Raw genomic sequence first — 24,174 nt, 5'->3', positions numbered from 1 at the left:
CGTCCGGTGGACATACCGGAACCTCCGGACTTCTGACCAGTTGATCAGCACGGCTCGGCACTCAGCGCGAGCCAGTATCCGAAAGGCCTGAACTAATGAAGAAGCTGTTGGCTACGGTTGCTGTGGCCGCGTCGGTCGTCGGCGCGACGGCGGCGGGTGCCGGGCAGGCTCTCGCGATCGCCGACGACGGTGGCACCACCTCGCTCAGCGGCAACGGTGCCCACCAGGAGTTCGGCAACTCCGCCACCTACGGCAACATGAGCCCGCAGTTCGCGCTCGTCCAGGGCTCCCTGAACAAGCCGTGCATCGGCCTGCCGGCCAAGGTCAACGCCGGTTCGCTCATCGGCGCCATCCCGATCGCCGTCCAGGACATCAACGTCCTGTCCTCCCCGCAGAACCAGCAGTGCACCGAGAACTCCACCCAGGCCAAGGGTGACGAGCCGCTGTCGCACATCCTCAGCGACATCCCGGTCCTCTCGGGCAACGGCGCCGGCAACAGCTGAGCGACCGCGCTCGGTGCGGCGGCCCCGCCTCCCCTCCTCGGAGGGGCGGCGGGGCCGTCCCCGTTACGGCGCCGGGCTCACAGCCTTCCGGTGAGCTCGGCCGGATCGGTGACGGGGGCATCGCACACGAAGTGGCGGCAGACGTACGCGGCGGGCCTGCCGGCCACCAGCGGTCGGTCCTTCAGGAGCGGGAACTCCTCGCTGTCGGGGGCGCCGGTCGCGAGGACCGCGCCGGGGGCGGTGGCCCGGAGTGCGGTACGGCGCAGCTCCTGGAAGGCCTCGTCGCCGGGGGCGCCGACGACGGCGATCTCGCGGGGCCCGTCGAGGAGGGCCTCCGCGACGGCCAGGCCCCAGCCGATGAAGCGGGGCGCGCGCGGGCCGAGGGCCTTGACGACGCCGAGGGCTCCCTCGGCGGCGGCCCGGTGGGCCTCGGAGCCGGTGTGGGCGGCGTACGAGAGGAGCGCTCCGGCGGCGGCGGTCCATCCCGAAGGGGCGGCGTTGTCCGTGGGGTCCTGCGGGCGGCGGATGAGGGTCTCCGCGTCGTGGGCGGTGTCGTACAGCGCGCCACCCTCGGCCGTGAAGCGGTCGATGACCAGGTCCAGGAGGAAGCCGGCGAAGTCGAGCCAGGCGCCCTCGCCGGTGACGGCGGCGAGGGCGAGGAAGCCCTCGGCGACGTCGGCGTAGTCCTCCAGGACCCCGTCGTTGGTGCCGGCCCGGCCGTCCTTCGAGGTGCGGGTGAGCCGGGCGGTCTCGTCCATGTGGACGCGGACGAGCAGGTCGGCGGCCTCGGTGGCGCGCTCGATCAGGTCGGGGCGGTCGAGGAGCGCCCCGGTCTCGGCGAGGGCGGCGATGGCGAGGCCGTTCCACGCGGCGACGACCTTGTCGTCGCGGCCGGGGCGCTCGCGCTCCTCGCGGGCGGCGAGGAGGCGGGCCGCGATCGAGGCGAGCCGGTCGGCGTCGGCGACTCCGGAGCCCTGCGGGAGCTGGAGGACGGAGCTGCCGTGCTCGAAGGTGCCGTCCTCGGTGACGCCGTAGTGGGCGGCGGCGAGGGCGGCGTCCTCCGCGCCGAGGACGGTGGTCAGCTGCTCCGGGGTCCAGGCGTAGTAGGCACCCTCGACGTGCTTGCCGGTGCCGTCGTCCGAGTCGGCGTCGAGGGCGGAGGCGAAGCCGCCCTCGGGGGTGCGGAGCTCGCGGACCATGAAGTCGGCGGTCTCCAGGGCGACCCGGCGGGCCAGGTCGCTGCCGGTGGCCCGCCACAGGTGGGCGTAGACCCGGCAGAGCAGGGCGTTGTCGTACAGCATCTTCTCGAAGTGGGGCACGACCCACGCCCGGTCGACGGCGTAGCGCGCGAAGCCGCCGCCTAGCTGGTCGTAGATGCCGCCGCGGGCCATGGCCTCGCAGGTGTCGGCGGCCATCTGGAGGGCGCCCTCGGAGCCCGTACGGGCGTGGTGGCGGAGCAGGAACTCCAGGGCCATCGACGGCGGGAACTTGGGTGCGCCGCCGAAGCCGCCGCGGGTGGCGTCGTACTCGCGGACGAGGCCGAGGAGGGCCTGCGCGAGCTCCTCCTGGCCGGGGACGCCGTCGCCGCCGTAGGCGAGGGAGCGGCCGGCGAGGTCCTTGACGATCCGGTCGGCGACCTCGCCGACCTCGTCGCGCCGGTCGGCCCAGGCGTCGCGGACGCCTTCCAGGACGTCGGGGAAGGAGGGCATGCCGTGGCGGGGCTCCGGCGGGAAGTACGTGCCGAAGTAGAAGGGGGCGGCGTCCGGGGTGAGGAAGACCGTCATGGGCCAGCCGCCCTGGCCGGTGGCGGCCTGCACGGCCTCCATGTAGACGGCGTCGACGTCGGGGCGCTCCTCGCGGTCGACCTTGACGGCGACGAAGTGGTCGTTGACCAGGGCCGCGATGGCGTCGTCCTCGAAGGACTCGTGGGCCATCACGTGGCACCAGTGGCAGGAGCTGTAGCCGACGCTCAGGAGCACGGGGACGTCGCGGCGGCGGGCCTCCTCGAAGGCCTCGGCCGACCAGGGCCACCAGTCGACCGGGTTGTCGGCGTGCTGCAGGAGGTACGGGGAGGTCTCATGGGCCAGTCGGTTCGGCATGGGGCCCATCCTGCCCTGCCGCCCCGGGCTCGTGCGGGATCCCCTCCCCCGTGGAACTGTGCCGTTGGGCGTGGGCGAGGCGGGTGAGGAGGGGGCCGAGAGGTCGGCCCGTGCGGCGCAGGCCTGCCCAGAGGCAGTAGGCGGTGATGCCCAGGGCGGTCAGGGCCGCGCCGGGGGCCGTCGGTATGCCGTTCATGACGAGGGCGCCGGCCAGGACGACGACGAGGCCGTCGAACTGCCACAGGAAGACCCTGAGGGCGGAGAGGTCGCCCAGCGGCGTGACGATGGGGAGCAGCAGCTCGATCGGGAGGTTCGTCTTCATCTCGCGCAGGAACCTGGCGCCGAGGACCAGCACCACCGAACCCGTGACGAGCAGGAGCAGGTCGGCCGGGGCGCCGTCCGCGAGCGGCGTGGTCCCGTCCAGGACGACCGTGGCGCCCTCCGCCGCGATCACGGGCACGTCGCTCACGGGCACGTGGCTCACGGCCGCTCCGACGCGGCCGGCGTCGCGCGTGGACGCGCGACGCGGTGACCTAACGCATACGACCCGTTCACGCCCGCACCCTCCTGACACGCGATCCGCACCGTCGGCAGGATCTTCGTCAGCGTAGTCCAGGCAGCCGGAACGCCCCCGGCCCGTACCGCCGGGGTACGGGCCGGGGAGCGGTCGTCGCTACTTGCCCGAGGCGCCGGCCGGCGCGGCCGGGGCGTCCGGGGCGGCGGCCGGGTCCGGGGCCTCTTCGAAGGAGACCTTGCCCATGTGGCGGTTCATCGACTTCATCAGCATCCAGACCGCGACGGCCATGACGGCGAAGACGACGAAGCCGAGGACGCCGGGGGTCACCTTGTTCTTGTCCAGCTCTTCGGCGGCGAAGGGGACAAGCTGGGTCAGTGCCAGGTGTGCGCTCATGTCAGGCATTGTCGCGGATGCCCGCGAAGAGATCTTCCTCGGGGAGGGAAGTCGGCACCAGCGCCTTGCTGAGCTCGTACTCCTCCGTCGGCCAGACCTCCTTCTGGATCTCCATCGGGACCCGGAACCAGCCGCCGTCGGGGTCGATCTGGGTGCGGTGGGCGATCAGGGCCTTGTCGCGGGTCTCGAAGAAGTCGGCGCAGGGAACGAAGGTGGTCAGCGTCCGCTCCGCGCGCTGGAACTCCTTCCAGCGCTCCAGCCACTCGCCGTACGGGGACTCCATCCCGCGGGCGATCAGCGCCTCGTGCAGCGCGACCGTACGGGGACGGTTGAAGCCCTGGTTGTAGTAGAGCTTCAGGGGCTGCCAGACCGGGCCGAACTCGGCCTCCGGGTACTTCACGGCGTCGGTCGCGCCCTCGAAGGCCACCATCGTGATCTTGTGGGTCATGATGTGGTCGGGGTGCGGGTAGCCGCCGTTCTCGTCGTAGGTCGTGATGACCTGCGGGCGGAACGAGCGGATCTTGCGGACGAGCTCGCCGGCCGCCGTGTCGACGTCCTGGAGGGCGAAGCAGCCCTCGGGGAGCGGGGGCAGCGGGTCGCCCTCGGGGAGACCCGAGTCGACGAAGCCCAGCCACTCCTGGGATACGCCGAGGATCTCGCGGGCCTCGTCCATCTCCTTGCGGCGGACCTCGTGGATGTTCGCCTCGATGTAGGCGTCACCCTGGAGCTGGGGGTTGAGGACCGAGCCGCGCTCGCCGCCCGTGCACGTCACCACGATGACGTCCACCCCCTCGGACACGTACTTGGCCATCGTGGCCGCACCCTTGCTCGACTCGTCGTCGGGGTGGGCGTGAACGGCCATCAGTCGCAGCTGGTCAGTCAAGACTCGATCCTCAGTGATTCGACGCGGAGGCAGGCTTCTATAGTGACGGAATCGGGGGAGGGAAAATTCCGCCACCCCGGCTTCGAGAGGATCCACCATGAGCGCGGTGCGAGAGCAGCTGCCCGAAGGGCGCTACGGGCGCTCCGCGGACGAGCGGGCGGACCGCAAGCTCAAGGTGACCGGCGCCGTGCTCGGCGTCCTCTTCCTCGGCATGATGGGCTGGTTCGGCTGGCACTACGTCGTCGACAGCCGGATCAGCGCCGAGATGATCAAGTTCGACGTGGTGAGCCCCACCGAGGTGCAGGTGCACCTGGAGATCCGCAAGGACGAGGGCGTCGAGGGCGTCTGCACGCTGCGGTCGCGCTCCGAGGACGGTGCCGAGGTCGCCCGCAAGGACGTGCGGATCGACGACCCCGCCGGCCGTGTCGACGAGGTCTTCACGCTCCGCACCACCGCGCTCGCGACGAGTGCCGAGCTCGTGGGGTGTACGGCGCGGTAGCGGTGGGTAGGGACCGGGTGACGAGTCCCGGCGGGTCACGACCGTGACCTGGGGTGACGCCATCTTGATGATTGATGTCCTCCCGCTTTTCGCCACTCATTGTTAGGCTCGTGGTTTCGCCCGCCCGGGAAGCGCCCGCTGCCCGTGTTGGGCGATGCTTTGTATTCCCAGTACCTACGAGGAGCACCTGTGACCCAGACCAGCGACAACGTCACCTGGCTCACCCAGGAGGCGTACAACAAGCTCAAGGGTGAGCTTGAGTACCTGTCTGGTCCCGCGCGTACCGAGATCGCGGCCAAGATCGCCGCCGCGCGCGAAGAGGGAGACCTGCGCGAGAACGGCGGGTACCACGCGGCCAAGGAGGAGCAGGGCAAGCAGGAGCTCCGGGTCCGCCAGCTCACCCAGCTGCTCCAGCACGCCAAGGTCGGCGAGGCCCCGGCGGACGACGGCGTCGTCGAGCCCGGCATGGTCGTCACGATCGCCTTCGACGGCGACGAGGACGACACGATGACCTTCCTGCTCGCCTCCCGCGAGTACGCGAGCGACGACATCGAGACCTACTCGCCGCAGTCGCCGCTCGGCGTCGGCGTCAACGGCAAGAAGGCCGGTGACGACGCCGAATACGAGCTGCCGAACGGCAAGAAGGCCACGGTGAAGATCCTCAGCGCCAAGCCGTACACCGGCTGAGCCACACGCCTTCGTCGATGGGCCGGCCCCTCCGGGGGCCGGCCCTTCGGCTTGCATGCACATGCAATGATGCGGCCTGACGTCGCGTCATGAGGGGGATGGGCGAAGTGCTGGGACCGCTGCGTGAGGGCACGCCACGGCAGATCGGACCGTACGAGGTGATGGCCCGGCTCGGGGCCGGCGGCATGGGCGAGGTCTTCCTCGCCCGGGACTCGCGGGATGGACGGGACGCTTCGGAGGACGGGCCGGACGTCACGGAGACCGGGGTCTTCGTCGCCGTGAAGACTGTCCGGCGCGACGTCGCCGGCGACCCCGCCTTCCGGGACCGCTTCCGGCGCGAGATCCGGGTCGCGGCGCTCGTCTCCAGTCCGCACGCCGCCGCGCCCGTCGGCGGCGACGCCGACGCAGAAGTGCCCTGGCTGGCCACCGCGTACGTCCCCGGGCCCAGTCTCTCCCAGGCCGTGCGGCGCGGCGGCGCGCTGCCCGTCGCCACCGTGCGCGCCCTCGGCGCCGGGGTGGCCCGCGCCCTCGCCGACCTGCACGCGGCCGGGGTCCTGCACCGGGACCTCAAGCCCGGCAACGTCATGCTCTCCGTCGACGGGCCCCGCCTCATCGACTTCGGCATCGCCCGCAGCAGCACGGCCACCACCATGACCGCCACGGGCGTCATGGTCGGCACGCCCGCCTTCATGTCCCCCGAGCACGTGGCCGGCGCCCGGCGCGTGACGGCCGCCTCCGACGTCTTCTGCCTCGGCTCGCTGCTCTGCTACGCGGCGACCGGCGAGGACCCCTTCGGCGACGGTCCGCTCGCCGCCGTCCTGTACCGGGTCTCGCAGGCCGAGGCCGACCTGGACCGGGTGCCGGAGGAGCTGCGCGAGGTCGTCGCCGCCTGCCTCGCCCTCGATCCCGCGGACCGGCCCACGCCGGAGCGGCTCGCGGAGCTCCTCGAAGCAGACGCCGGGAGCCGCTTCCCCTGGCCGGAGGGCGTACGGGAGCACATCGGCGAGTACGGGACGGAACTCGCCCAGCTCGTCGCCTCGGGCGGACCGCTCCTGGAGGCGGCGGCCGCCGCGGGACCGGTCGTCACGCCCGAGGTGCCCGGTCTGCACTCCGTACCCACGCAGGCACCGGTGGCACCGCTGGCGCCCCCCGCTCCCGCGCCGCGCGGACGGCGGGGGAGGGTCCTCGCCGCCGTCCTTGCGCTCGCCGTCGTCGCCGGCGGGCTCGGCACGTACCTGCTGTGGCCCGAGGGCGAGGTGAAGAAGCCGCCGGCCGAGGCCGCGCCGCCGCCCGCCGCACCGCCCGCCGCGCCGCGCATCGCCGGTGTCGACGACCGGGGCCTGGCCGACGCCTCGGGCGTGGTCCCGCAGAACACGGCCCAGCGCCCGGCCGGCTGGAAGCCCTGGAAGGCGAAGCTGAGCGCGCCCGCGCACGGCTGTTCCGCCGGCGAGAAGGTGCTCGTCTGCCGCACGACCGACGGGCGGTACGAGGCGCTCGACCCGGCGAGCGGGAAGCAGCTGTGGGAGGCGAAGGTCGACTCGGAGACCCCCGACGAGTCGTACATGAGCGACCGCGCCGTGTTCTTCGTGGCCCGGGACAGCACCCGGCCCACCGTCCACGACGGGAACGTGGTGCTCGTCACCGGCCGGGAGCTGCAGGTGCGGGACGCTCGGACGGGCGCGGTGCGCTGGGAGAAGCCCGCCCTCGGCCCCCAGTTCATCTGGGACACGAGGCCGCTGGTCGGCGACGGAGTCGTCTTCGCCGCCACGCAGGTGGCCGAGGACAACGGGGACGACCAGGTGGCCCTCACCGCCTTCTCGCTCGCCGACGGCAAGGAGCTGTGGACCAAGGGGCTCACCAACGCGGAGATCTCGAACGCCGAGCGGCGGGCGTACGAGCCGGTGGCCTACGCGAAGGGCGTCGTCTACGCCCTGAGCCAGGGCGGTCTCGTCGCGTACGACGGGAAGTCGGGCACCCTGCTCGGCGAGGCCGACCCGGCCGCCAGGGAGTGCCTCGACCTCAAGGTCCTCGGCGACTCCGGGTACTGCGCGAGCTCGGCCCGGACGCGCAACGCGCCGGTCACCCTGCACGCGATGGACGCCCGCACGCTCGCCGCCCGGGCGTCCGTGCCCGCGCCGCTCAGCACGGCCGCCCCGGCCGCCGTCGGCCCGAACGCCGTCGTCACCTCCGGCAAGGCGGTGGCCGTCCTCGATCCGCGCACGGGCCGGACCCTGGCCTCGTACCCGCTGAAGGCTCCGCCCGCCGGACTCGCCCAGGCCATGTCCTCGCCGCTGCTCGCCGGCGACCAAGTCGTGTACGCCGACTTCTCCTCGCTCTACACCGTGCGCCTCGGCGCCGACGGGAAGCCCGCCGGGCTGAAGGTCACCCCGGTGCCCGGGGCGCCCGGGCCGCGCGTCGCGGAGGAGGAACGGGTCCCTGGCTTCGGCACCTTCGTGTCGAAGGAGGTCCGGGCTCCGGAGGTCCTGCCGGTCGGCGGGATCGCGTACATCGTCTACGACAAGGGGGCCGTGGCCTCCGTCGAGCTGCCCAAGTAACGCTCTGAGAGGACCTGTTCGGTGTTGAAGGCTCTCCCGTCCGGCCGGCCCCCGAAGCTCGTCGGCCCCTACCGGCTGCTCGCCCGGCTCGGAGCGGGCGGCATGGGCGAGGTCCACCTCGCCTGCCGGACCGACGAGCCGACGGCCGATCCGCACCGGATGGTCGCCGTGAAGACCGTGCGGGAGGACCTGGAGGTCGACGGGGACTTCCGGACCCGGTTCCGGCGGGAGATCGCGGCGGCCCGGACCGTGGACGGGCCGGGCGTGGCGCGGCTCGTGGACGCCGACGCCGACGCGCCCTCGCCGTGGCTCGCGACCGAGTACGTGCCGGGTCCCTCGCTCGCCGAGGCCGTCGTGCACGCCGGGGCGCTGCCCGTCGCGGCCGTGCGGGCCCTCGGGGTCGCGCTCGCCACGGCGCTCGCGGACGTGCACCGGTTGAAGGTGCTGCACCGGGACCTCAAGCCCGCGAACGTCCTGCTCGGCGCCGCCGGGCCGAAGCTGATCGACTTCGGCATCGCGCAGGCCTTCGAGGCGACGGCGCTGACCTCGACCGGGCTCGTCGTGGGCTCGCCGGGCTTCATGTCGCCGGAGCACCTGGCCGGCAGCAGGTCGGTGGTGCCGGCGTCGGACGTCTTCTGCCTGGGCGCGGTGCTGGCGTTCGCGGCGAGCGGCCGGGGCCCGTTCCACGACGACGAGATGGCGGCCGTGATCTTCCGGATCACCCGGGCCGAGGCCGAACTGTCGGGCGTACCGGAGGAGTTGCGGCCGACGCTGGAGCGCTGCCTGCGGCTCGATCCGCAGGAGCGGCCGTCCGCCGGGGAGTTGGCGGCTCTTCTGAGTGGCGAGGAGGGCGCGCCGGAGGTCTTCCCTTGGCCGGGCGGGGTGTTGTCGCTGCTCGCCGAGTACGGGGAGGCGGCGCGGACGATCGGCGAGGCGGCGGCCTCGGGCACGGGTGTGGCGGACCTGCCGACGCTCGGGCCCGTCGTGCCGTACTCCCCCACGGCCGTGCCGGACCGGCCGGCGGCCCCGGCGGCCCCGGCGGCCCCGGCGCCCGAGGGGCGGAAGCGCCGCACCCGGGGGGCGGTGGTCGCGGGCGTGATGGCGGTGGCGGTCCTCGCGGCGGTGGGCGTCGTGCTGGCGCGGCAGACGGACGGGCCGGGCGGGTCCGGGGAGGCCGCGGGGCCGAGCGCGAGCACGTCGGTGGCCCCGACCGCCTCGGGCAATCCGGCGCCGCAGACCCTGAGCCAGGTCGTCCTGCCGTACGGCGGCGCGGGGCGCACCAACGACTTCGGCACGGCGGCGACGAGCCGCTCGCACCGCCCGGCGGGCTGGTCTCCCTGGACCGCCCGCACCGAGGCGACCGACGGCGCCTGCTCCCTCTCGCCGAAGGTGCTGGTCTGCGCGGGCACGGGGGGCTCACTCGTGGGGCTGAACGCGGCGGACGGGCGCGAGCTGTGGTCGGTCCCGGCACGCACGAACGCGGACGGGCTGCGGGCGAGCGCCCAGTACCCGGCGGTCGTCGGGGACCGGGTCTACGTGACCGGGGCCGAGGGCGTCGTCGCGTACGGCCTCCAGGACGGCGGGAAGCGGGGGACGGTGCCCGGGCCCGGGGCCGACTGGGCCGTGAAGGGGAGCGACTTCACGGACGGCGTGCTCTACACGGCCTACATCAACCTGCGGGAGGAGAAGCAGGCCGGGCTGGTGACGGCGGTGCGGCTCGGCGGCGAGGGGAAGCAGGTGGGCCGCGAGCTGTGGCGGAGCCCCCTGGACGCCCTGCCCGAGCAGCCGGTGGCGGCAAACGGGCGGGTGTACGTGCCGCTCGGGATCGTGCCGGTGGCGCTGGACGCGGCGACCGGCAAGGAGACGGCGCGGGGGCCGGAGGGTTGCCAGCGGTTCACCGTGCACGAGGAGCGCGGAAGCCTGCTCTGCCTGGACACCCGGAGCGGCGTGACCGTGCTCGACGGGACGACCCTGCGGGTGGAACGGTCCTTCGGCGCGGGGGTGACGGCCGGTCCCGCCGTGAACGCGGACGGTCTGGTCGCGGTGGTGAGCGGTCAGCGGCTGGCCGTGTACGACCTGGCGAGCGGCCGGGAGCGGTGGAGCGCCTTTGCGCCCGTCCCGCAGGGCACCGTGGCTCGGGTGTACTTCGCGGGCGACCGGATCGTCACGGTGGGGACGGAGACGGTCCTCTCCTACCCGCAGGACGGTCCGGCCTCGTCGAACGACGTCAAGGACTTCAATCCCAACCTGCCCGACGGCTTCGACGCCCAGGCCGTCGGAGACGCCCTGCTGGCCGGCGGGGCGGCCTTCCTGGCCTTCCCCGACGGTCTCGTGCTCTCCGGCTACCTGCCCTGACCGGCACCCGGGGGGCCGTTCACTCGGCCCCCCGGACCCCGCCGGCAGCCGTCAGCCGTCAGCCCGGCGGTACTTGCGGACCGAGAGCGTGCGGAAGATGGCGACGATCAGGACGGAGTAGATCAGCGACGCCCACACCGGGTACTGCATCGGCCACGCGTCGGACGGTGAGACGCCCGGGTCGCCGAAGAGCGTGCGGCAGGCCTGGACGGTGGCGCTGAAGGGGTTCCACTCGGCGATCGGCTGGAGCCAGGACGGCATCTGGCTGGAGTCCACGAACGCGTTCGAGATGAACGTGACCGGGAAGAGCCAGATCAGGCCCCCGGACGTCGCCGCCTCCGGGGTGCGGACCGAGAGGCCGATGAGGGCGCCGATCCAGGTGAAGGCGTAGCCGAGGAGGAGGAGCAGGCCGAAGCCGGCCATGACCCGGCCGAAGTTGGTCGGCTCCGCGTAGCCCGGGCGCCAGCCGATGATCAGCGCGACGATCGCGAGGACCAGGAGCGTCAGCGCCGTCTGGACGAGGTCGGCGAGGGTGCGGCCGGTGAGGACCGCGCCGCGTGCCATGGGCAGGGAGCGGAAGCGGTCGATGAGGCCCTTGTGCATGTCGTCCGCGATGCCGGCGCCCGCGCCGGCCGTGGCGAAGGTGACGGTCTGGGCGAAGATTCCGGCCATCAGGAAGTTCTTGTAGACGTCCGGGTCGGTGCTGCCGCCGATGCTCATGGAGCCGCCGAAGACGTACGTGAAGAGGATCACGAACATCACCGGCTGGATCAGCCCGAAGAGGATCATCTCGGGGATCCTGGTCATGCGGATGAGGTTGCGCCTGGCGATGACCAGGGAGTCGTTCATCGTGCTCACTTGGCCGTCTCCTTCGTCTGCCGTCGGCCGCGGCCGTCCGCCTCGGGCGGGCCGCCGTTCTCCTCCTCCGTGAGCGCGGCCGCGTGGCCGGTCAGGGAGATGAAGACGTCGTCGAGGGTGGGGCGGCGCAGGCCGATGTCGTCGATCTCGACGCCGACGGCGTCCAGGTCGCGGATGACCTCGGCGAGCAGCTTGGCGCCGCCGGAGACGGGGACGGTGAGCTTGCGGGTGTGGTCCTCCACGGAGACCTCGTCCGGGCCCCGGCCCGCGATGCCGTAGCGGCCGAGGACGCCGCGGGCGCCCGCGATCATGTCCGGTTCGTGGACGACGACCTCGACGCGCTCGCCGCCCGTCTGGGCCTTGAGCTGGTCGGAGGTGCCGCGTGCGATGACCTTGCCCTGGTCGACGACGCAGATGTCGTGGGCGAGGTGGTCGGCCTCCTCCAGGTACTGCGTGGTGAGGAGCAGGGTCGTGCCGCCCGCGACGAGCTCCTTGATGACCTCCCAGAGCGCCTGCCGGTTGCGCGGGTCGAGGCCGGTGGTCGGCTCGTCCATGAACATGACGGGCGGGGAGACGACGAGGGCCGCCGCGAGGTCGAGGCGCCTGCGCATGCCGCCGGAGTACGTCTTGGCGGTGCGGTCGGCGGCGTCCGCGAGGCGGAATCGTTCCAGCAGCTCGTCGGCGCGGACCTTCGCCGCCTTCGCCTTCATCTGGTAAAGCTGGCCGACCATCTGCAGGTTCTCGCGGCCGGTGAGGTACTCGTCGACCGCCGCGAACTGGCCGGAGAGGCCGATCGAGCGGCGGACCTTCTCGGGATGCCTGAGGACGTCGACCCCGGCGACGACGGCCCGGCCGCTGTCGGGCTGGAGCAGGGTGGTCAGCACCCGCACAGTGGTGGTCTTCCCCGCGCCGTTCGGGCCGAGGAGGCCCAGGACCGTGCCTTCGGGTACGTCGAGATCGACGCCGTCCAGAGCTCGTACGTCACCGAAGGTCTTCACCAGACCCTCGGCGTAGATCGCGCCTGGCATGTGGGTTCTCCCAGGGAGATTCGGGCGTTTCCTACCGATCCTAGGTTTGCCCGGCGGTCCCCGCCCAGTGAATTCGTGACCCCCGTCACATGATCATGGAGTCTGTGCGCCCCCACGTGCGCGGGGGCGCACGCAGGGTCCGGCGCACCGGCCCGGGTCAGCCGAGGACCGTGTAGCCCGCCTCTCGCAGCGCCTCCGCCACCTCATGGCAGTGCTCAGGACCCTTCGTCTCCAGGTGCAGCTCGACCTCCGCCTCTGTCAGGCCCAGACGCGGGTCCGTCCGCACGTGGCCCACGTCGAGGACGTTCGCGTCGACGACCGTGAGGACCGCGAGCAGGGTCGCCAGCGCCCCCGGCCGGTCCGTCACGCGCAGCCGCAGGTTCAGATAGCGGCCCCCGGCGGCCATGCCGTGCCGCAGGATCCGCTGGAGGAGCAGCGGGTCGACGTTCCCGCCGGACAGGATCGCGACCACGGGCCCCTGGAAGGCCGTCGGGTCCGCGAGGATCGCCGCCACCGGGCTGGCGCCGGCCGGTTCGACGACCAGCTTCGCCCGCTCCAGGCAGAGCAGCAGCGCCGAGGACAGGTCGTCCTCGGAGACCGTACGGATCTCGTCCACGTACTCCCGGACCAGCGCGAACGGCACGTCGCCCGGCCGCCCCACCTTGATCCCGTCCGCCATCGTCACCGGCGACTCGATCGCCACCGGATGGCCGGCGGCCAGCGACGGCGGATACGCGGCCGCGCCCTCCGCCTGCACACCGATCACCCGCACGTCGGGGCGCAGCCACTTCACGGCGAGGCCCACGCCGGCCGCGAGGCCGCCGCCGCCGACGCCCACGAGGATCGTCCGGACCTCCGGGCACTGCTCCAGGATCTCCAGGCCGACCGTGCCCTGCCCCGCGATGATGTCGGGGTGGTCGAAGGGGTGGATGAAGACCGCGCCCGTCTCCCGCGCGTACGCCTCCGCCGCCGCCAGCGTCTCGTCGACGACATGGCCGTGCATCCGGACCTCGGCGCCGTACTCCCGGGTGGCCGCGACCTTCGGCAGCGGGGCGCCGACCGGCATGAAGACCGTCGCGTGCACACCGAGCAGCTTCGAGGCGAGCGCGACGCCCTGCGCGTGATTGCCCGCCGAGGCGGCGACGACCCCCGCGGCCCGCTCCTCGGGCCGCAGCCCCGCGATCCGCACGTACGCCCCGCGCAGCTTGAAGGAGCCCGTCCGCTGGAGGTTCTCGCACTTGAGGTGGACGGGTGCCCCCACCAGCGACGACAGATGGCGGCTGCCCTCCATAGCGGTCACCCGCGCCACCCCGGACAGCATCTTCTGCGCGCCGCGGACATCGTCCAGCATGAGGTGGTGCAAGGGGTCTCGCGTACGGAAGCTCATGACAGCAAGTCTCGCAGCTCACCGCCCTCGTGGCCGCCCGGAGGACGGGTGCCGGATCGGGTTTGCGCAGCCCCGGTACGGACCCCCTCGGGTCCGCGTACTCTGTCCCCCACCGACCGACCACCCCCGCACGAGAGAGACCCACAGCCATGCCCACATCTCAGGACATGACGACTGAGCTCGACCCCGGTCTCCTCGACGCCCTCCAGCACCAGGTGGCCGTCTTCGCCCGCCGGGCCGAGCAGACCCGACTCGGCGGCACGGGGCAGCTCCGCAACTCCATGGACCGGGCCGCCTACCTCCTCCTCAACCGGCTGGACCAGGAAGGGCCGATGGGCGTCAAGGCGCTCGCGGCGGGCATGGGGATCGACTCCTCCACGGTCACCCGGCAGGTCGCCCCGCTCGTCGACACCGGCCTGGTCAAGCGGACCTCGCACCCGGAGGACGGGCGCGCGGTCGTGCTCCAGCTGTCGCCGCGCGGCCTCGCCCGCCTGGAGGAGGTCCGCTCCTCGCGCCGCCAGCTGATGGTGGAGGTCACGGAGGGCTGGACGCAGGCCGAGCGCGAGTCCTTCTGCACCCTGCTGACGCGCTTCAACACCGCCCTGTCCGCACGGCAGTCGGCCCACTCGGGGCACGGCCCGGGCGGCACGGGGACGGAGTCCGCGCCGACCTCTTGACCCCGGCCTCCCGCTGCCCTCCTATGAGGGGGTGCGAGAGCATCGGAGCGGACCCGGCGACCGGACGCGTCATCGCCCACACGGCGAACCGCCCCACCGCACCCGGGAGTTCGAGGCGTTCGTGGCCGGGGCGGCGGGCCGGCTGCTGCATGCCGCGACCCTGCTCACCGCCGAGCCCCCCACCGCCAACCCGCACGCCAGGGCCCTGCTGGGCGCCGCCCTCGCGCATACGTACGCGGTGTGGGGGCGGCTGCGCGGCGAGGACCCGTACGACCTCGCGCGGCGCGACCTCGCCGCCCGCTTCGCCCGCACCGCGTGGCGCCATCACGGCGGCCGGGGCCCGCTGGCCGCGCTCGGCCCGCAGGAACGGCTCGTCGTCGTGCTCCGGCTGTACGAGGGCGTGGCCGAGGAGCAGGTCGCCGCACTGCTCGGGCTCTCCGAGGCGCGCGTCCGCGCCGTCTGCGCCCGCTCGGTCGCCGCGCTCCGGGCGGCGGGGCGCACTCCCGGGCGGGAGGCCGTCGCGTGAGCCGGCAGGAGGACAAGGAGGCGGCGGTCCGGCGGATGCTGGACACCCCGCACCCGCCGGTCCCCGCCGACCTCGCCGTCAGGGCAGTGGAGCGCGGGGCGCGGCGGGCCCGCCGGGACCGGGTGGCGCGCCGGGTGCTGTGGTGCCTGTTCGTGGTCGCCGCGTTCGCCTTCGTGGTGTGGGCGTCGGTGGAGCGCCCGTGGGAGGTCCCGCCGGCGGAGACCACACCACCGCTCGAAGGCTGGTGAGCCCGACGGCCTGCGGACTCGAAGGCCGACGCGGACGGACCTAGCCTGGAGAAGGGGCCGACTGGAGGTCGCCATGGCCAGGAAAGCAACGGACTGCCGGGACACCCCGAGCGTCTCCGGCTGCTCGCTCTACATCTCGGGCGAGGAGGAGGAGGTCGTACGGGCTGCCGTCGAGCACATGGTGTCCGTGCACGAGCACACGGACACTCCCGAGCTCCGCGCGGAGGTGCGGGCCGAACTGAAGGACTCGCTGCCCGGGACCTGAGCGGCGGAGGGCCCGGACGCCGCCCGCGGGTGACGTCCGGGCCCTCCGTTCCGTACGGGCTAGCCCAGGGCCTGGCGGAGGTCCGCGAGCAGGTCCTCGACGTTCTCGATGCCCACGGAGAGGCGGACCAGGTCGGCCGGGACCTCCAGGGCGGAGCCCGCGACGCTCGCGTGCGTCATGCGGCCCGGGTGCTCGATGAGCGACTCGACGCCGCCCAGCGACTCGCCGAGCGTGAACAGCTGCGCGCGGTTGCAGACCTCGACCGCCGCCTCCTCGCCGCCCTCGACGCGGAAGGAGATCATGCCGCCGAAGGAGCGCATCTGCTTGGCCGCGACCTCGTGGCCCGGGTGCTCGGGCAGGCCCGGGTAGAGGACCTGGGTGACCTTCGGGTGCTGGGTCAGCATCTCGACGATCTTCGCCGCGTTCTCGCTGTGCCGGTCCATGCGCACCGCGAGCGTCTTGATGCCGCGCAGCACGATCCACGAGTCGAAGGGCCCGGCGACCGCGCCCATCGCGTTCTGGTGGTAGGCGAGCTCCTCGCCGAGCGCCTCGTCGGCCGTCACGAGCGCGCCGCCGACGACGTCCGAGTGACCACCCATGTACTTGGTGAGCGAGTGGACGACGACGTCCGCGCCGAGCGCCAGCGGCTGCTGGAGGTAGGGCGAGGCGAAGGTGTTGTCGACGACGAGCTTCACGCCGGCCTGGCGGGCGACGCCCGCGACGGCCTCGATGTCGGTGATGCCGAGGAGCGGGTTCGAGGGGGTCTCGACCCAGATCAGCTTCGTACGGTCGTTGACGGCGTCCCGTACGGACTCGATGTCCGAGGTGTTCGCCACGGAGAAGTCGACGCCCCAGCGCTCCACGACCTTGGCGAAGAGCCGGAAGGTGCCGCCGTAGGCGTCGTTCGGGATGACCACGTGGTCGCCCGGGGCGAGGAGGGTGCGCAGCAGGCAGTCCTCGGCGGCGAGCCCGGAGGCGAAGGCGAGACCGCGCCGGCCTCCCTCCAGTGCCGCCAGGTTCTCCTCCAGGGCGGTACGGGTCGGGTTCGCGCTGCGGCTGTACTCGTATCCGCCGCGCAGCCCGCCCACGCCGTCCTGCTTGTAGGTGGACACCTGGTAGATGGGCGGGACGACCGCGCCGGTCAGCGGGTCGGCGGTGTTGCCCGCGTGGATCGCGCGGGTCTCGAAGCTCTGGTGGGAGTGCTGGTCGCTCATGGGTCAGGAGCGTAGTCCCGAGCGCCCCCCGCCGCTTCGTTCGTCTCACCGGGTGTCCTGGACAATGGACACATGGAGATTCTCTGGTTCCTGATCGCGATCGTGCTGCTGGTCAGCATCCTCGGCCCCTACCTGCGGCGCCGCCGGGGCGGTGTCGGGATCCGTCAGGTCGCGCCGGGGGCGCCGGACGCGGCGGACCCGGAGGCGTACGGCTTCGTACGGCAGGAGCAGCTGGACGTACGGCTGCCCGGCGCCGACGACGACCTGCTCCACGTCCTCGACGTCGTCCAGGCCACCCAGGAGTGGCGGGCGGCCTCGCGGCTGCTGGCCGAGACCGACAAGGACGGCGAGGTGCGCTGGCAGCGCGTCCAGGCCTTCGCCGGCGCGGCCTCCCTGGAGCTCCAGGAGAGGCCCGGCGTGGGCGGGGCGTGGCTGCGGGCCTGGCGGGCGGACGCGCCGAAGGACCCGGGCGCGGCGGCGGTGCACGCCGAGTTCCTGGTGCAGCAGGCGTGGCGGTCCTCGTCGGCGGGGTCCGACGACTTCCGGATCATCCTGGAGGAGGCGCTGAAGGTCACCGAGGAGGCGGCACTGCTCGCGCCCGGCGACCCCGTCCCGTACATCACGCAGCTGGCCGTGGCGCGGGGCCTCGGCTACAGCCACGAGCAGTTCGACCAGGTGTGGGCGAAGGTCATCGACCGGGCTCCGCAGCACATGGGGGCGCACCTGGCGGCCCTGCACTACTGGTGCGAGAAGTGGCACGGTTCGCGCGAGGAGGCCGACCACTTCGCGACGACGGCCGCGGCGCGAGCCCCGCGGGGCTCGCTGCTGGCGGCGCTGCCGCTGTTCGCGGTGTACGAGCACGTGCCCGAGGTGGTGCTCGTGCAGGACTTCTTCCGTACGGCCGTGGTGAGCAAGGCGACCGAGGGCGCGCTGTACGCGGTCCACTCGGCCCGGCGCGACGACCCGATGCTGGCGCACGTCCGCCACCTGCTGGTCTGGTTCCTGGTGCGCGGCGAGCGCTGGTCGGAGGCCATGCACCAGCTGGTGCACATCGACGGGCACGTGGGCGCGGTGCCGTGGACGCTGAGCGGTGACCCGGCGGCGGAGTACACGGTCTTCCGGAACCTGGCGGTGGCGGGGTACGAGGCGAACGGCGGGAGCCCGGTGACGCTGCCGCGCTGACGACCGTCGCGCTGACGGAACGAGGGCCTGGGGCCGGGGGGAATCCCTCCCGGCCCTCTCTTGTTGTGAGGACTGCCGACGTCGAGGAGAGATGCAGCATGTTCCTGTCCCGCACCCCCGTCCTCCCCACCCCCGAGCAGGCCCTGCGCGGCCGCCCGGAGCCGGAGTTCTCCGTCCCGGAGCGCCACACGGTCCTCGGCAACGCGCTCCTCGGCCCCTACCCCGAGGGCCTGGAGGTCGCCGACTTCGCCCTGGGCTGTTTCTGGGGCGCCGAGCGCAAGTTCTGGCAGACCGAGGGCGTCTGGACGACCCTCGTCGGCTACCAGGGCGGCCACACCCCGAACCCGGTCTACGAGGAGGTGTGCTCCGGCCTGACCGGCCACACCGAGGTCGTCCGGGTCGTCTTCGACCCGTCGAAGGTCTCGTACGAGTCCCTCCTGAAGCTCTTCTGGGAGTCCCACGACCCGACGCAGGGCTTCCGCCAGGGCAACGACGTGGGCACCCAGTACCGCTCGGCGGTCTACACCCACAGCCCCGCCCAGGCGACGAAGGCCGAGGCCTCCCGCGAGGCGTACCGGCAGGTCCTCGCGCGCTCGGGCTACGGCGAGATCACCACGCACGTCCTGCCGGCGGACGACGAGCGCCCGTTCTATCCGGCGGAGGCGTACCACCAGCAGTATCTGGACAAGAACCCCGCGGGCTACTGCGGCATCGGCGGCACCGGTGTCTCCTGCCCGATCGGCGTCGCCGAGGCCCCGGGGGCGTGAGCTCGGCCGATGCCCCCGCAGGCCTCGCCGGCCGGCGGGGGCATCGGCGTCCCCGGGAACCCCAACAGGGTCGGTTTCCGGCGGTGTTACGCTGGCGCCATGCAGTTCTGCCACTCTCAGGCCCGTTACATGAGGCTGCGCCGCTCCTAGCGGCGGGCCCTCCTCACGCGTCTCGTTCTCCGCGCGTCCTCGCACTCCTGCGTCGGTACTCGCGCTCTCGCGTTCGTTCAGGCCCTCCGCTTCCGGGTCCCCGCCGGTGCGGCTCTTCGTGCTGCTCCGGTTCCGAACGGTTTCGCGGAGCAGACTCATGCCATTTTCCCCGCAGGGCGGCCGACACGAGCTCGGCCAGAACTTCCTCGTCGACCGGTCAGTGATCGACGAGATCGACGGCCTGGTGGCCAGGACCAAGGGTCCGATACTGGAGATCGGTTCCGGTGACGGCGCCCTGACCCTGCCGCTCAGCAGGCACGGCAGGCCGATCACCGCCGTCGAGCTCGACGGCCGGCGCGCGCAGCGTCTCGGCGTCCGCACCCCCGGTCATGTGACCGTGGTGCACCACGACTTCCTGCAGTTCCCGCTGCCGCGCCATCCGCACGTGGTCGTCGGCAACGTCCCCTTCCACCTGACGACGGCGATCATGCGGCGGCTGCTCGACGCCCAGCACTGGCACACCGCCGTCCTCCTCGTCCAGTGGGAGGTCGCCCGGCGCCGGGCCGGCGTCGGCGGGGCGACCCTGCTGACGGCCAGCTGGGCGCCCTGGTACGAGTTCGACCTGCACTCCCGGGTCCCCGCGCGCGCGTTCCGTCCGATGCCGGGCGTGGACGGCGGGGTCCTGGCCATCCGGCGGCGGTCCGCGCCGCTCGTGGGACAGGTGAAGACGTACCAGGACTTCGTGCGCCAGGTGTTCACCGGCAAGGGGAACGGCCTGAAGGAGATCCTGCGGCGCACCGGGCGGATCTCGCAGCGGGACCTGGCGACCTGGCTGCGGCGGAACGAGATCTCGCCGCACGCGCTGCCCAAGGACCTCAAGCCCGGGCAGTGGGCCTCGCTGTGGGAGCTGACCGGCGGGACCGCCGACGGGGCATTCGACGGTCCGGCAGCCGCTGCCGGACCGTTCGGGGCGGCGCGGGTCGGGGCCGGTCACGGGGGCGGGCGGGTGCCCGCGGGCCGGTGGGGCGTGCCGCAGGCGCGGCGCGGCCGGGGGCAGGCCGTGCGGAGCTCCGGCGGGACCGGCCAGAGGTGGGGCAGGGGGCGGCCGGAGAGCGCGTGAGCCGTCCCCCGGCACCTGTCCGCCTCCCGCTCCAGACCAGCGGGAGGCGGACAGGGGTTTGCCCGCCGGGCGGTCCGCGGCCGGGGCGCCGTCCGTATGCGGGACTTGTCCGGCGGGCGGTCCCTACGCGGGGCTTGTCCGGCGGGCGGTCCGTACGCGGGACCTGTCCGCCGGGCGGTCAGCGGCCCGGGCGGCTGTCGGTACGGAGGGCTCGTCCGGCGGGCGGTCAGCGGCCCGGGCGGCCGTCCGTGCGGAGGGTTCGTCCGTCCGCCGGTCAGCGGCCCTCGCGGAGCCGGCTCGTCCGTCCGCACGGCGGGCTCGTCCGTCCGTACGGAGGGCTCGTCCGTCCGCCGGTCAGCGGCCCTCGCGGAGCCGGCTTGTTCGTCCGCCGGTCAGCGGCCCGTGCGGCGTCCGTACGACGAGCCTCGCGCGCCCTGGCGGCCCTTCGTCTGCCGGACCTGCGCGCGGGGCGCGCAGGGGTCGCCGCCGCGGGTGGGGCCGTATCTGCGGCCTCCGGGCGCGGTGGACCTGTTGGGCTCGACGAGCTCGTAGTCCCTCTCCCTGCCGCCGCCCTGGGCGGGCTGGCGGGCGCCGGGCACCCCCGGCGCGTAACCCGGCTGGGAGGCCTGGAAAAGGGCGATCCATTGGGTGAGCGTCAGGTCCTTCGGCAGTCCGTTGTCCGGAATTCCGTGGCGGTCGGCGAGGGAACGGTAGGTCCGCTTGGGGATGTGGCGGCGGAGGATCTCCGCGAGGCCTCGTCCGGGCCCGGTGAAGACGGCTTCGGCGAAGTTCTGGAAGGCGCGGCTCGCACTCTCCGGCAGCAGGGGCCGGGGGCGTCGCCGGATCGTCAGGACGCCGCCGTCGACCCGGGGCATCGGGCGGAACGACGAGGCGCGGACGCGGTCGTGGACCGCGAACTCGTACCAGGGGGCCCAGGAGGTCGTGAGCAGCGATCCGCCGCTGCGACCGGCGCGTTTGCGGGCGACCTCCCACTGCACGATCAGGGCGGCGGACTGCCAGTTCGTCGATTCGAGGAGGCGCCGGAGTATCTGTGTCGTGATGCCGAAGGGCACGTTCCCGACGACCGTGTCCATATCGCGCGGAATTCGGAAGTCGAGGAAATCACCCTGGAATACGGTGACCCTCTCTCCTTCGAATTTCCGCCGCACGTGCGCGGCCCAGTGAGGGTCCATCTCGACGACCGTCACGGTGTCGAAGGAGCGCACCAGCTCCTGGGTTATCGCGCCTTTCCCGGGGCCGATTTCGAGAACGTTCCCGCCGCCCCCCTCGACGTGCGTGACGAGATTGCGCACGACTCTGTCGTCCTGGAGGAAGTTCTGGCCTAATTCGCGGCGCAGGACGTCTCGGTCCGCTCGCCTCGGTATGGAGTCGCGCATTGCCATGAACGATCCCCTCCCCTGGATGCCGTGGTCAATGGACTTGACACGGACCATACCTCACGGTCCGCCGGTCGGCTGGGGAGCGACTTCGCCCAGCGGTGTTCCCGAGTAAGGGAGTTGTGAGAGATCACGGAGTGGCCGGTGACGGGCGCACGGACGGGGGTGAACGAGGGGCCGAGGGTCGCAGCGAATCCGTCGGACCCCAAGTGAACTGCGACGGAGTGACATTGGAGGCACACGGAGGGTTGTCGTGCGAGGTCCGGCCAACAAGGCTCCAGATGGGCGGGGTTGAGTCGGCCGGAGACCGACCGCCATCGCCTTCGCGATCTGAGTATGTCAAGTCGGGGGCGAAATCCAGCCATTCCCTGGGCATCTGCCGTTACCCATCCCTTTACCTGGCGTGGATTTCCCAGCCGTTGGTATAGAGCGGGAGACGGCACGACACCATGGGCGACCACGCGCCCGGCGCGCACCACCGCCGGACATCCCGGGAAGGGGGGTCCTTGGCGCCTCCCGACACCCGTGGCCTGGGGTCGACACCAGGTATAGGGGGAACATAGGGGGAGCATAGGGGGGGTGCCCTGGGGTTGGGTGAAAGGGCGGCTTCCGGAAACGGAGCCGGATGTCTTCAGCCGGAATTACCAGGACCGGTGCGAGAACACCGGTGACAGGGCGTGGAGCGGCAGCGTGGGACATGGGGGAAGTACGGGTCCGACGGGGGTGGCCCCCGGCGGCCCTGATCGTGCCGAGCACTCCTTCTCTCCTGCTTCCACCGGTGATGTGCGCGCCGAAATGATTCGTGGAGAGATGTCGACAGTGTCCAAGAGTGAGTCCGAGGAATTCGTGTCCGTGTCGAACGACGCCGGTTCCGCGCACGGCACAGCGGAACCCGTCGCCGTCGTCGGCATCTCCTGCCGGGTCCCCGGCGCCCGGAACCCGGGAGAGTTCTGGGACCTCCTGGCGTCGGGCGGTCAGGCCGTCACCGACGTGCCCGCGGACCGCTGGAACGCCGACGACCTCTACGACCCGGACCGCTCCGCCCCCGGCCGCATGAACACCCGGTGGGGCGGCTTCATCGAGGACGTCGACCGCTTCGACGCCGCCTTCTTCGGCATCTCACCCCGTGAGGCCGCCGAGATGGACCCGCAGCAGCGGCTCGCCCTGGAGCTGGGCTGGGAGGCCCTGGAGCGCGCCGGGATCGACCCGTCCTCGCTCGCCGGCACCCGTACCGGCGTCTTCGCCGGCGCCATCTGGGACGACTACGCCACCCTGAAGCACCGCCAGGGCGGCGCCGCGATCACCCCGCACACCGTCACCGGCCTCCACCGGGGCGTCATCGCGAACCGGCTCTCCTACACGCTCGGGCTCCGCGGCCCCAGCATGGTCGTCGACTCCGGCCAGTCCTCGTCGCTCGTCGCCGTCCATCTCGCCTGCGAGAGCCTGCGGCGCGGCGAGTCCGAACTCGCCCTCGCCGGCGGCGTCTCGCTCAACCTGGTGCCGGACAGCACCATCGGGGCGAGCAAGTTCGGCGGCCTCTCCCCCGACGGCCGCGCCTACACCTTCGACGCCCGCGCCAACGGCTACGTACGCGGCGAGGGCGGCGGTTTCGTGCTGCTGAAGCGGCTCTCCCGGGCCCTCGCCGACGGCGACCCGGTGCTCGCCGTGATCCGGGGCAGCGCCGTCAACAACGGCGGCGCCGCCCAGGGCATGACGACCCCCGACGCGCAGGCGCAGGAGGCCGTGCTCCGCGAGGCCCACGAGCGGGCCGGGACCGCGCCCGCCGACGTGCGGTACGTCGAGCTGCACGGCACGGGCACCCCCGTGGGCGACCCGATCGAGGCCGCGGCCCTCGGCGCCGCCCTCGGCACCGGCCGCCCGGACGGACACCCCCTCCTGGTCGGCTCGGTGAAGACGAACATCGGGCACCTGGAGGGCGCGGCCGGGATCGCCGGCCTCATCAAGGCCGTCCTGGCGCTCCGCGGCCGCGCGCTGCCCGCGAGCCTCAACTACGAGACCCCGAACCCGGCGATCCCGTTCGAGGAACTGAACCTCCGGGTCAACACGGAGTACCTGCCGTGGGAGCCGGAGCACGACGGGCAGCGGATGGTCGTCGGGGTGTCCTCGTTCGGCATGGGCGGGACGAACGCGCACGTGGTGCTCGAAGAGGCCCCGGCGGCGGTCGAGAGCGCTTCCGCTTCGGTCGACGGGGCGACGGTCGATGGTGACGGCGGCGGCGGTCGCGGCGGTGTGGTGCCTTGGGTGGTGTCGGCGAAGACCCCGGCCTCACTGGACGCGCAGCTCGGACGGCTTGCCGCGTTCGCCTCCCGGGATCGCGCGGATGACGTCGACGCGGGTGCGGTGGCGCGCGTACTGGCCGAGGGGCGGGCGGAGTTCGAGCACCGGGCCGTCGCCGTCGGCCGCGGGACGGACGCCCTGGCGGCCGCGCTGGCCGAGCCGGACGGGCTGGTCCGGGGCGTGGCCTCCGGTGTCGGTCGGGTGGCGTTCGTGTTTCCCGGGCAGGGCACGCAGTGGGCCGGGATGGGTGCCGAGCTCTTGGGCGCCTTCCCGGAGTTCGCGTCCGCCATGGCCGAGTGCGAGGCCGCACTCGCGCCGTATGTGGACTGGTCACTGGAGGCCGTCGTCCGGCAGGCGCCCGGTGCGCCGTCGCTGGAGCGGGTCGATGTGGTGCAGCCCGTCACCTTCGCCGTCATGGTCTCGCTGGCCAAGCTCTGGCAGCACCACGGCGTGACCCCGCAGGCGGTCATCGGGCACTCGCAAGGCGAGATCGCCGCCGCCTGCGTCGCCGGGGCACTGAGCCTGGAGGATGCCGCCCGCGTCGTCGCCCTACGCAGCCGGTCCAT

At 72.9% G+C, this 24,174-nt stretch carries 21 protein-coding genes and 1 pseudogene; 13 read left to right on the top strand and 9 right to left on the bottom strand.

Annotation, left to right across the window (positions count from 1 at the left end):
• Positions 1-95: 95 nt before the first annotated feature.
• Complete coding sequence (locus IE124_RS23905; protein ID WP_189510007.1) at positions 96-503, top strand: rodlin; 408 nt, start codon at positions 96-98, stop codon at positions 501-503.
• A 77-nt stretch (positions 504-580) separates the two neighbouring features.
• On the opposite strand, the gene IE124_RS23900 is transcribed toward IE124_RS23905, so the two are convergent.
• The 4 genes from IE124_RS23900 to mca all read right to left on the bottom strand — a co-directional run bounded on the left by IE124_RS23900 (position 581) and on the right by mca (position 4,395).
• The gene (locus IE124_RS23900) at positions 581-2,602 is read right to left on the bottom strand and encodes a thioredoxin domain-containing protein (RefSeq protein ID WP_189510006.1); all 2,022 of its coding nucleotides are present in this window, start codon (positions 2,600-2,602) and stop codon (positions 581-583) included.
• Complete coding sequence (locus tag IE124_RS23895; RefSeq protein ID WP_189510005.1) at positions 2,580-3,086, bottom strand: hypothetical protein; 507 nt, start codon at positions 3,084-3,086, stop codon at positions 2,580-2,582. Before IE124_RS23895 ends, IE124_RS23900 begins: the two co-directional genes overlap by 23 nt.
• 189 nt (positions 3,087-3,275) lie before the next feature.
• Positions 3,276-3,521 carry a hypothetical protein gene (locus IE124_RS23890; protein WP_370468808.1) on the bottom strand — a complete coding sequence of 82 codons (246 nt, stop codon included), beginning with the start codon at positions 3,519-3,521 and terminating at the stop codon, positions 3,276-3,278.
• A complete protein-coding gene (gene mca / locus IE124_RS23885) occupies positions 3,514-4,395 on the bottom strand; it encodes a mycothiol conjugate amidase Mca (RefSeq protein WP_189510003.1) in 882 nt (293 codons plus the stop codon). Before mca ends, IE124_RS23890 begins: the two co-directional genes overlap by 8 nt.
• 97 nt (positions 4,396-4,492) lie before the next feature.
• Between mca and IE124_RS23880 the strand changes: the two genes are divergently transcribed.
• The 4 genes from IE124_RS23880 (at position 4,493) to IE124_RS35420 (ending at position 10,491) form a co-directional block, all read left to right on the top strand.
• Positions 4,493-4,894, top strand: coding sequence for a DUF4307 domain-containing protein (locus IE124_RS23880; RefSeq protein ID WP_189510002.1), 402 nt, complete (start codon positions 4,493-4,495; stop codon positions 4,892-4,894).
• Positions 4,895-5,083: 189 nt separating this feature from the next.
• Positions 5,084-5,581 (top strand): transcription elongation factor GreA, encoded by a 498-nt coding sequence (gene greA / locus IE124_RS23875; RefSeq protein ID WP_150266605.1) that lies wholly within the window; start codon positions 5,084-5,086, stop codon positions 5,579-5,581.
• A 98-nt stretch (positions 5,582-5,679) separates the two neighbouring features.
• Positions 5,680-8,136 (top strand): serine/threonine-protein kinase, encoded by a 2,457-nt coding sequence (locus IE124_RS23870; RefSeq protein ID WP_189510001.1) that lies wholly within the window; start codon positions 5,680-5,682, stop codon positions 8,134-8,136.
• Between the two features lie 21 nt (positions 8,137-8,157).
• Positions 8,158-10,491: a serine/threonine-protein kinase gene (locus IE124_RS35420; RefSeq protein ID WP_189510000.1), complete on the top strand. Its 2,334-nt coding sequence runs from the start codon at positions 8,158-8,160 to the stop codon at positions 10,489-10,491.
• Between the two features lie 51 nt (positions 10,492-10,542).
• Here IE124_RS35420 and IE124_RS23860 read toward each other — a convergent pair whose 3' ends face one another.
• From IE124_RS23860 to ilvA, 3 genes are all read right to left on the bottom strand, one after another.
• Positions 10,543-11,340 carry an ABC transporter permease gene (locus IE124_RS23860; RefSeq protein ID WP_189510327.1) on the bottom strand — a complete coding sequence of 266 codons (798 nt, stop codon included), beginning with the start codon at positions 11,338-11,340 and terminating at the stop codon, positions 10,543-10,545.
• Positions 11,341-11,345: 5 nt separating this feature from the next.
• Positions 11,346-12,377 (bottom strand): ATP-binding cassette domain-containing protein, encoded by a 1,032-nt coding sequence (locus tag IE124_RS23855; protein WP_189509999.1) that lies wholly within the window; start codon positions 12,375-12,377, stop codon positions 11,346-11,348.
• 157 nt (positions 12,378-12,534) lie between these two features.
• On the bottom strand, positions 12,535-13,764 hold the full coding sequence (gene ilvA / locus IE124_RS23850) for a threonine ammonia-lyase (RefSeq protein ID WP_189509998.1): 1,230 nt from the start codon (positions 13,762-13,764) through the stop codon (positions 12,535-12,537).
• 149 nt (positions 13,765-13,913) lie between these two features.
• Here ilvA and IE124_RS23845 point away from each other — a divergent pair, with 149 nt between their 5' ends.
• The 4 genes from IE124_RS23845 (at position 13,914) to IE124_RS23830 (ending at position 15,480) form a co-directional block, all read left to right on the top strand.
• A complete protein-coding gene (locus IE124_RS23845; RefSeq protein WP_189509997.1) occupies positions 13,914-14,441 on the top strand; it encodes a MarR family winged helix-turn-helix transcriptional regulator in 528 nt (175 codons plus the stop codon).
• Positions 14,442-14,472: 31 nt separating this feature from the next.
• A complete protein-coding gene (locus tag IE124_RS23840) occupies positions 14,473-14,967 on the top strand; it encodes a sigma factor-like helix-turn-helix DNA-binding protein (protein ID WP_189509996.1) in 495 nt (164 codons plus the stop codon).
• Entirely contained in the window at positions 14,964-15,215 is a 252-nt protein-coding gene (locus tag IE124_RS23835) for a hypothetical protein (RefSeq protein WP_189509995.1), read from the top strand. The genes IE124_RS23840 and IE124_RS23835 overlap by 4 nt, the downstream gene beginning before the upstream one ends.
• A gap of 73 nt (positions 15,216-15,288) precedes the next feature.
• On the top strand, positions 15,289-15,480 hold the full coding sequence (locus tag IE124_RS23830; protein WP_189509994.1) for a DUF1059 domain-containing protein: 192 nt from the start codon (positions 15,289-15,291) through the stop codon (positions 15,478-15,480).
• Positions 15,481-15,539: 59 nt separating this feature from the next.
• Here IE124_RS23830 and IE124_RS23825 read toward each other — a convergent pair whose 3' ends face one another.
• A complete protein-coding gene (locus IE124_RS23825; protein WP_189509993.1) occupies positions 15,540-16,694 on the bottom strand; it encodes a cystathionine gamma-synthase in 1,155 nt (384 codons plus the stop codon).
• A 72-nt stretch (positions 16,695-16,766) separates the two neighbouring features.
• Here IE124_RS23825 and IE124_RS23820 point away from each other — a divergent pair, with 72 nt between their 5' ends.
• The 3 genes and pseudogenes from IE124_RS23820 to erm (IE124_RS23810) form a co-directional block, all read left to right on the top strand.
• Positions 16,767-17,876 (top strand): hypothetical protein, encoded by a 1,110-nt coding sequence (locus IE124_RS23820; protein ID WP_189509992.1) that lies wholly within the window; start codon positions 16,767-16,769, stop codon positions 17,874-17,876.
• Positions 17,877-17,974: 98 nt separating this feature from the next.
• The gene (msrA, locus tag IE124_RS23815; protein WP_189509991.1) at positions 17,975-18,643 is read left to right on the top strand and encodes a peptide-methionine (S)-S-oxide reductase MsrA; all 669 of its coding nucleotides are present in this window, start codon (positions 17,975-17,977) and stop codon (positions 18,641-18,643) included.
• Between the two features lie 307 nt (positions 18,644-18,950).
• Positions 18,951-19,709 (top strand): annotated as a pseudogene (gene erm, locus IE124_RS23810) (23S ribosomal RNA methyltransferase Erm); the annotation flags it as partial.
• Between the two features lie 596 nt (positions 19,710-20,305).
• On the opposite strand, the gene erm (IE124_RS23805) reads toward erm (IE124_RS23810), so the two are convergent.
• Positions 20,306-21,316 (bottom strand): 23S ribosomal RNA methyltransferase Erm, encoded by a 1,011-nt coding sequence (erm, locus tag IE124_RS23805; protein ID WP_189509989.1) that lies wholly within the window; start codon positions 21,314-21,316, stop codon positions 20,306-20,308.
• 804 nt (positions 21,317-22,120) lie between these two features.
• Between erm (IE124_RS23805) and IE124_RS23800 the strand changes: the two genes are divergently transcribed.
• On the top strand, positions 22,121-24,174 hold a 2,054-nt coding region (locus tag IE124_RS23800), incomplete at its 3' end, for a type I polyketide synthase (protein ID WP_189509988.1).

It is taken from the genome of Streptomyces narbonensis, assembly GCF_014649015.1.
Lineage (GTDB): Bacteria > Actinomycetota > Actinomycetes > Streptomycetales > Streptomycetaceae > Streptomyces > Streptomyces narbonensis.
Note: the sequence above shows the minus strand (reverse complement) of the source record. Positions and strands in the feature narration are given on the sequence as shown.

Coding starts and splice junctions, on each gene's coding strand:
- IE124_RS23880 (WP_189510002.1), top strand. CDS start 4,493: ATGAGCGCGGTGCGAGAGCAGCTGCCCGAAGGGCGCTACGGGCGCTCC.
- IE124_RS23900 (WP_189510006.1), bottom strand. CDS start 2,602: ATGCCGAACCGACTGGCCCATGAGACCTCCCCGTACCTCCTGCAGCAC.
- IE124_RS23830 (WP_189509994.1), top strand. CDS start 15,289: ATGGCCAGGAAAGCAACGGACTGCCGGGACACCCCGAGCGTCTCCGGC.
- erm (WP_189509989.1), bottom strand. CDS start 21,316: ATGGCAATGCGCGACTCCATACCGAGGCGAGCGGACCGAGACGTCCTG.
- IE124_RS23820 (WP_189509992.1), top strand. CDS start 16,767: ATGGAGATTCTCTGGTTCCTGATCGCGATCGTGCTGCTGGTCAGCATC.
- msrA (WP_189509991.1), top strand. CDS start 17,975: ATGTTCCTGTCCCGCACCCCCGTCCTCCCCACCCCCGAGCAGGCCCTG.
- IE124_RS23845 (WP_189509997.1), top strand. CDS start 13,914: ATGCCCACATCTCAGGACATGACGACTGAGCTCGACCCCGGTCTCCTC.
- ilvA (WP_189509998.1), bottom strand. CDS start 13,764: ATGAGCTTCCGTACGCGAGACCCCTTGCACCACCTCATGCTGGACGAT.
- IE124_RS23860 (WP_189510327.1), bottom strand. CDS start 11,340: ATGAACGACTCCCTGGTCATCGCCAGGCGCAACCTCATCCGCATGACC.
- IE124_RS23825 (WP_189509993.1), bottom strand. CDS start 16,694: ATGAGCGACCAGCACTCCCACCAGAGCTTCGAGACCCGCGCGATCCAC.
- IE124_RS23890 (WP_370468808.1), bottom strand. CDS start 3,521: ATGCCTGACATGAGCGCACACCTGGCACTGACCCAGCTTGTCCCCTTC.
- IE124_RS23905 (WP_189510007.1), top strand. CDS start 96: ATGAAGAAGCTGTTGGCTACGGTTGCTGTGGCCGCGTCGGTCGTCGGC.
- IE124_RS23870 (WP_189510001.1), top strand. CDS start 5,680: ATGGGCGAAGTGCTGGGACCGCTGCGTGAGGGCACGCCACGGCAGATC.
- IE124_RS23855 (WP_189509999.1), bottom strand. CDS start 12,377: ATGCCAGGCGCGATCTACGCCGAGGGTCTGGTGAAGACCTTCGGTGAC.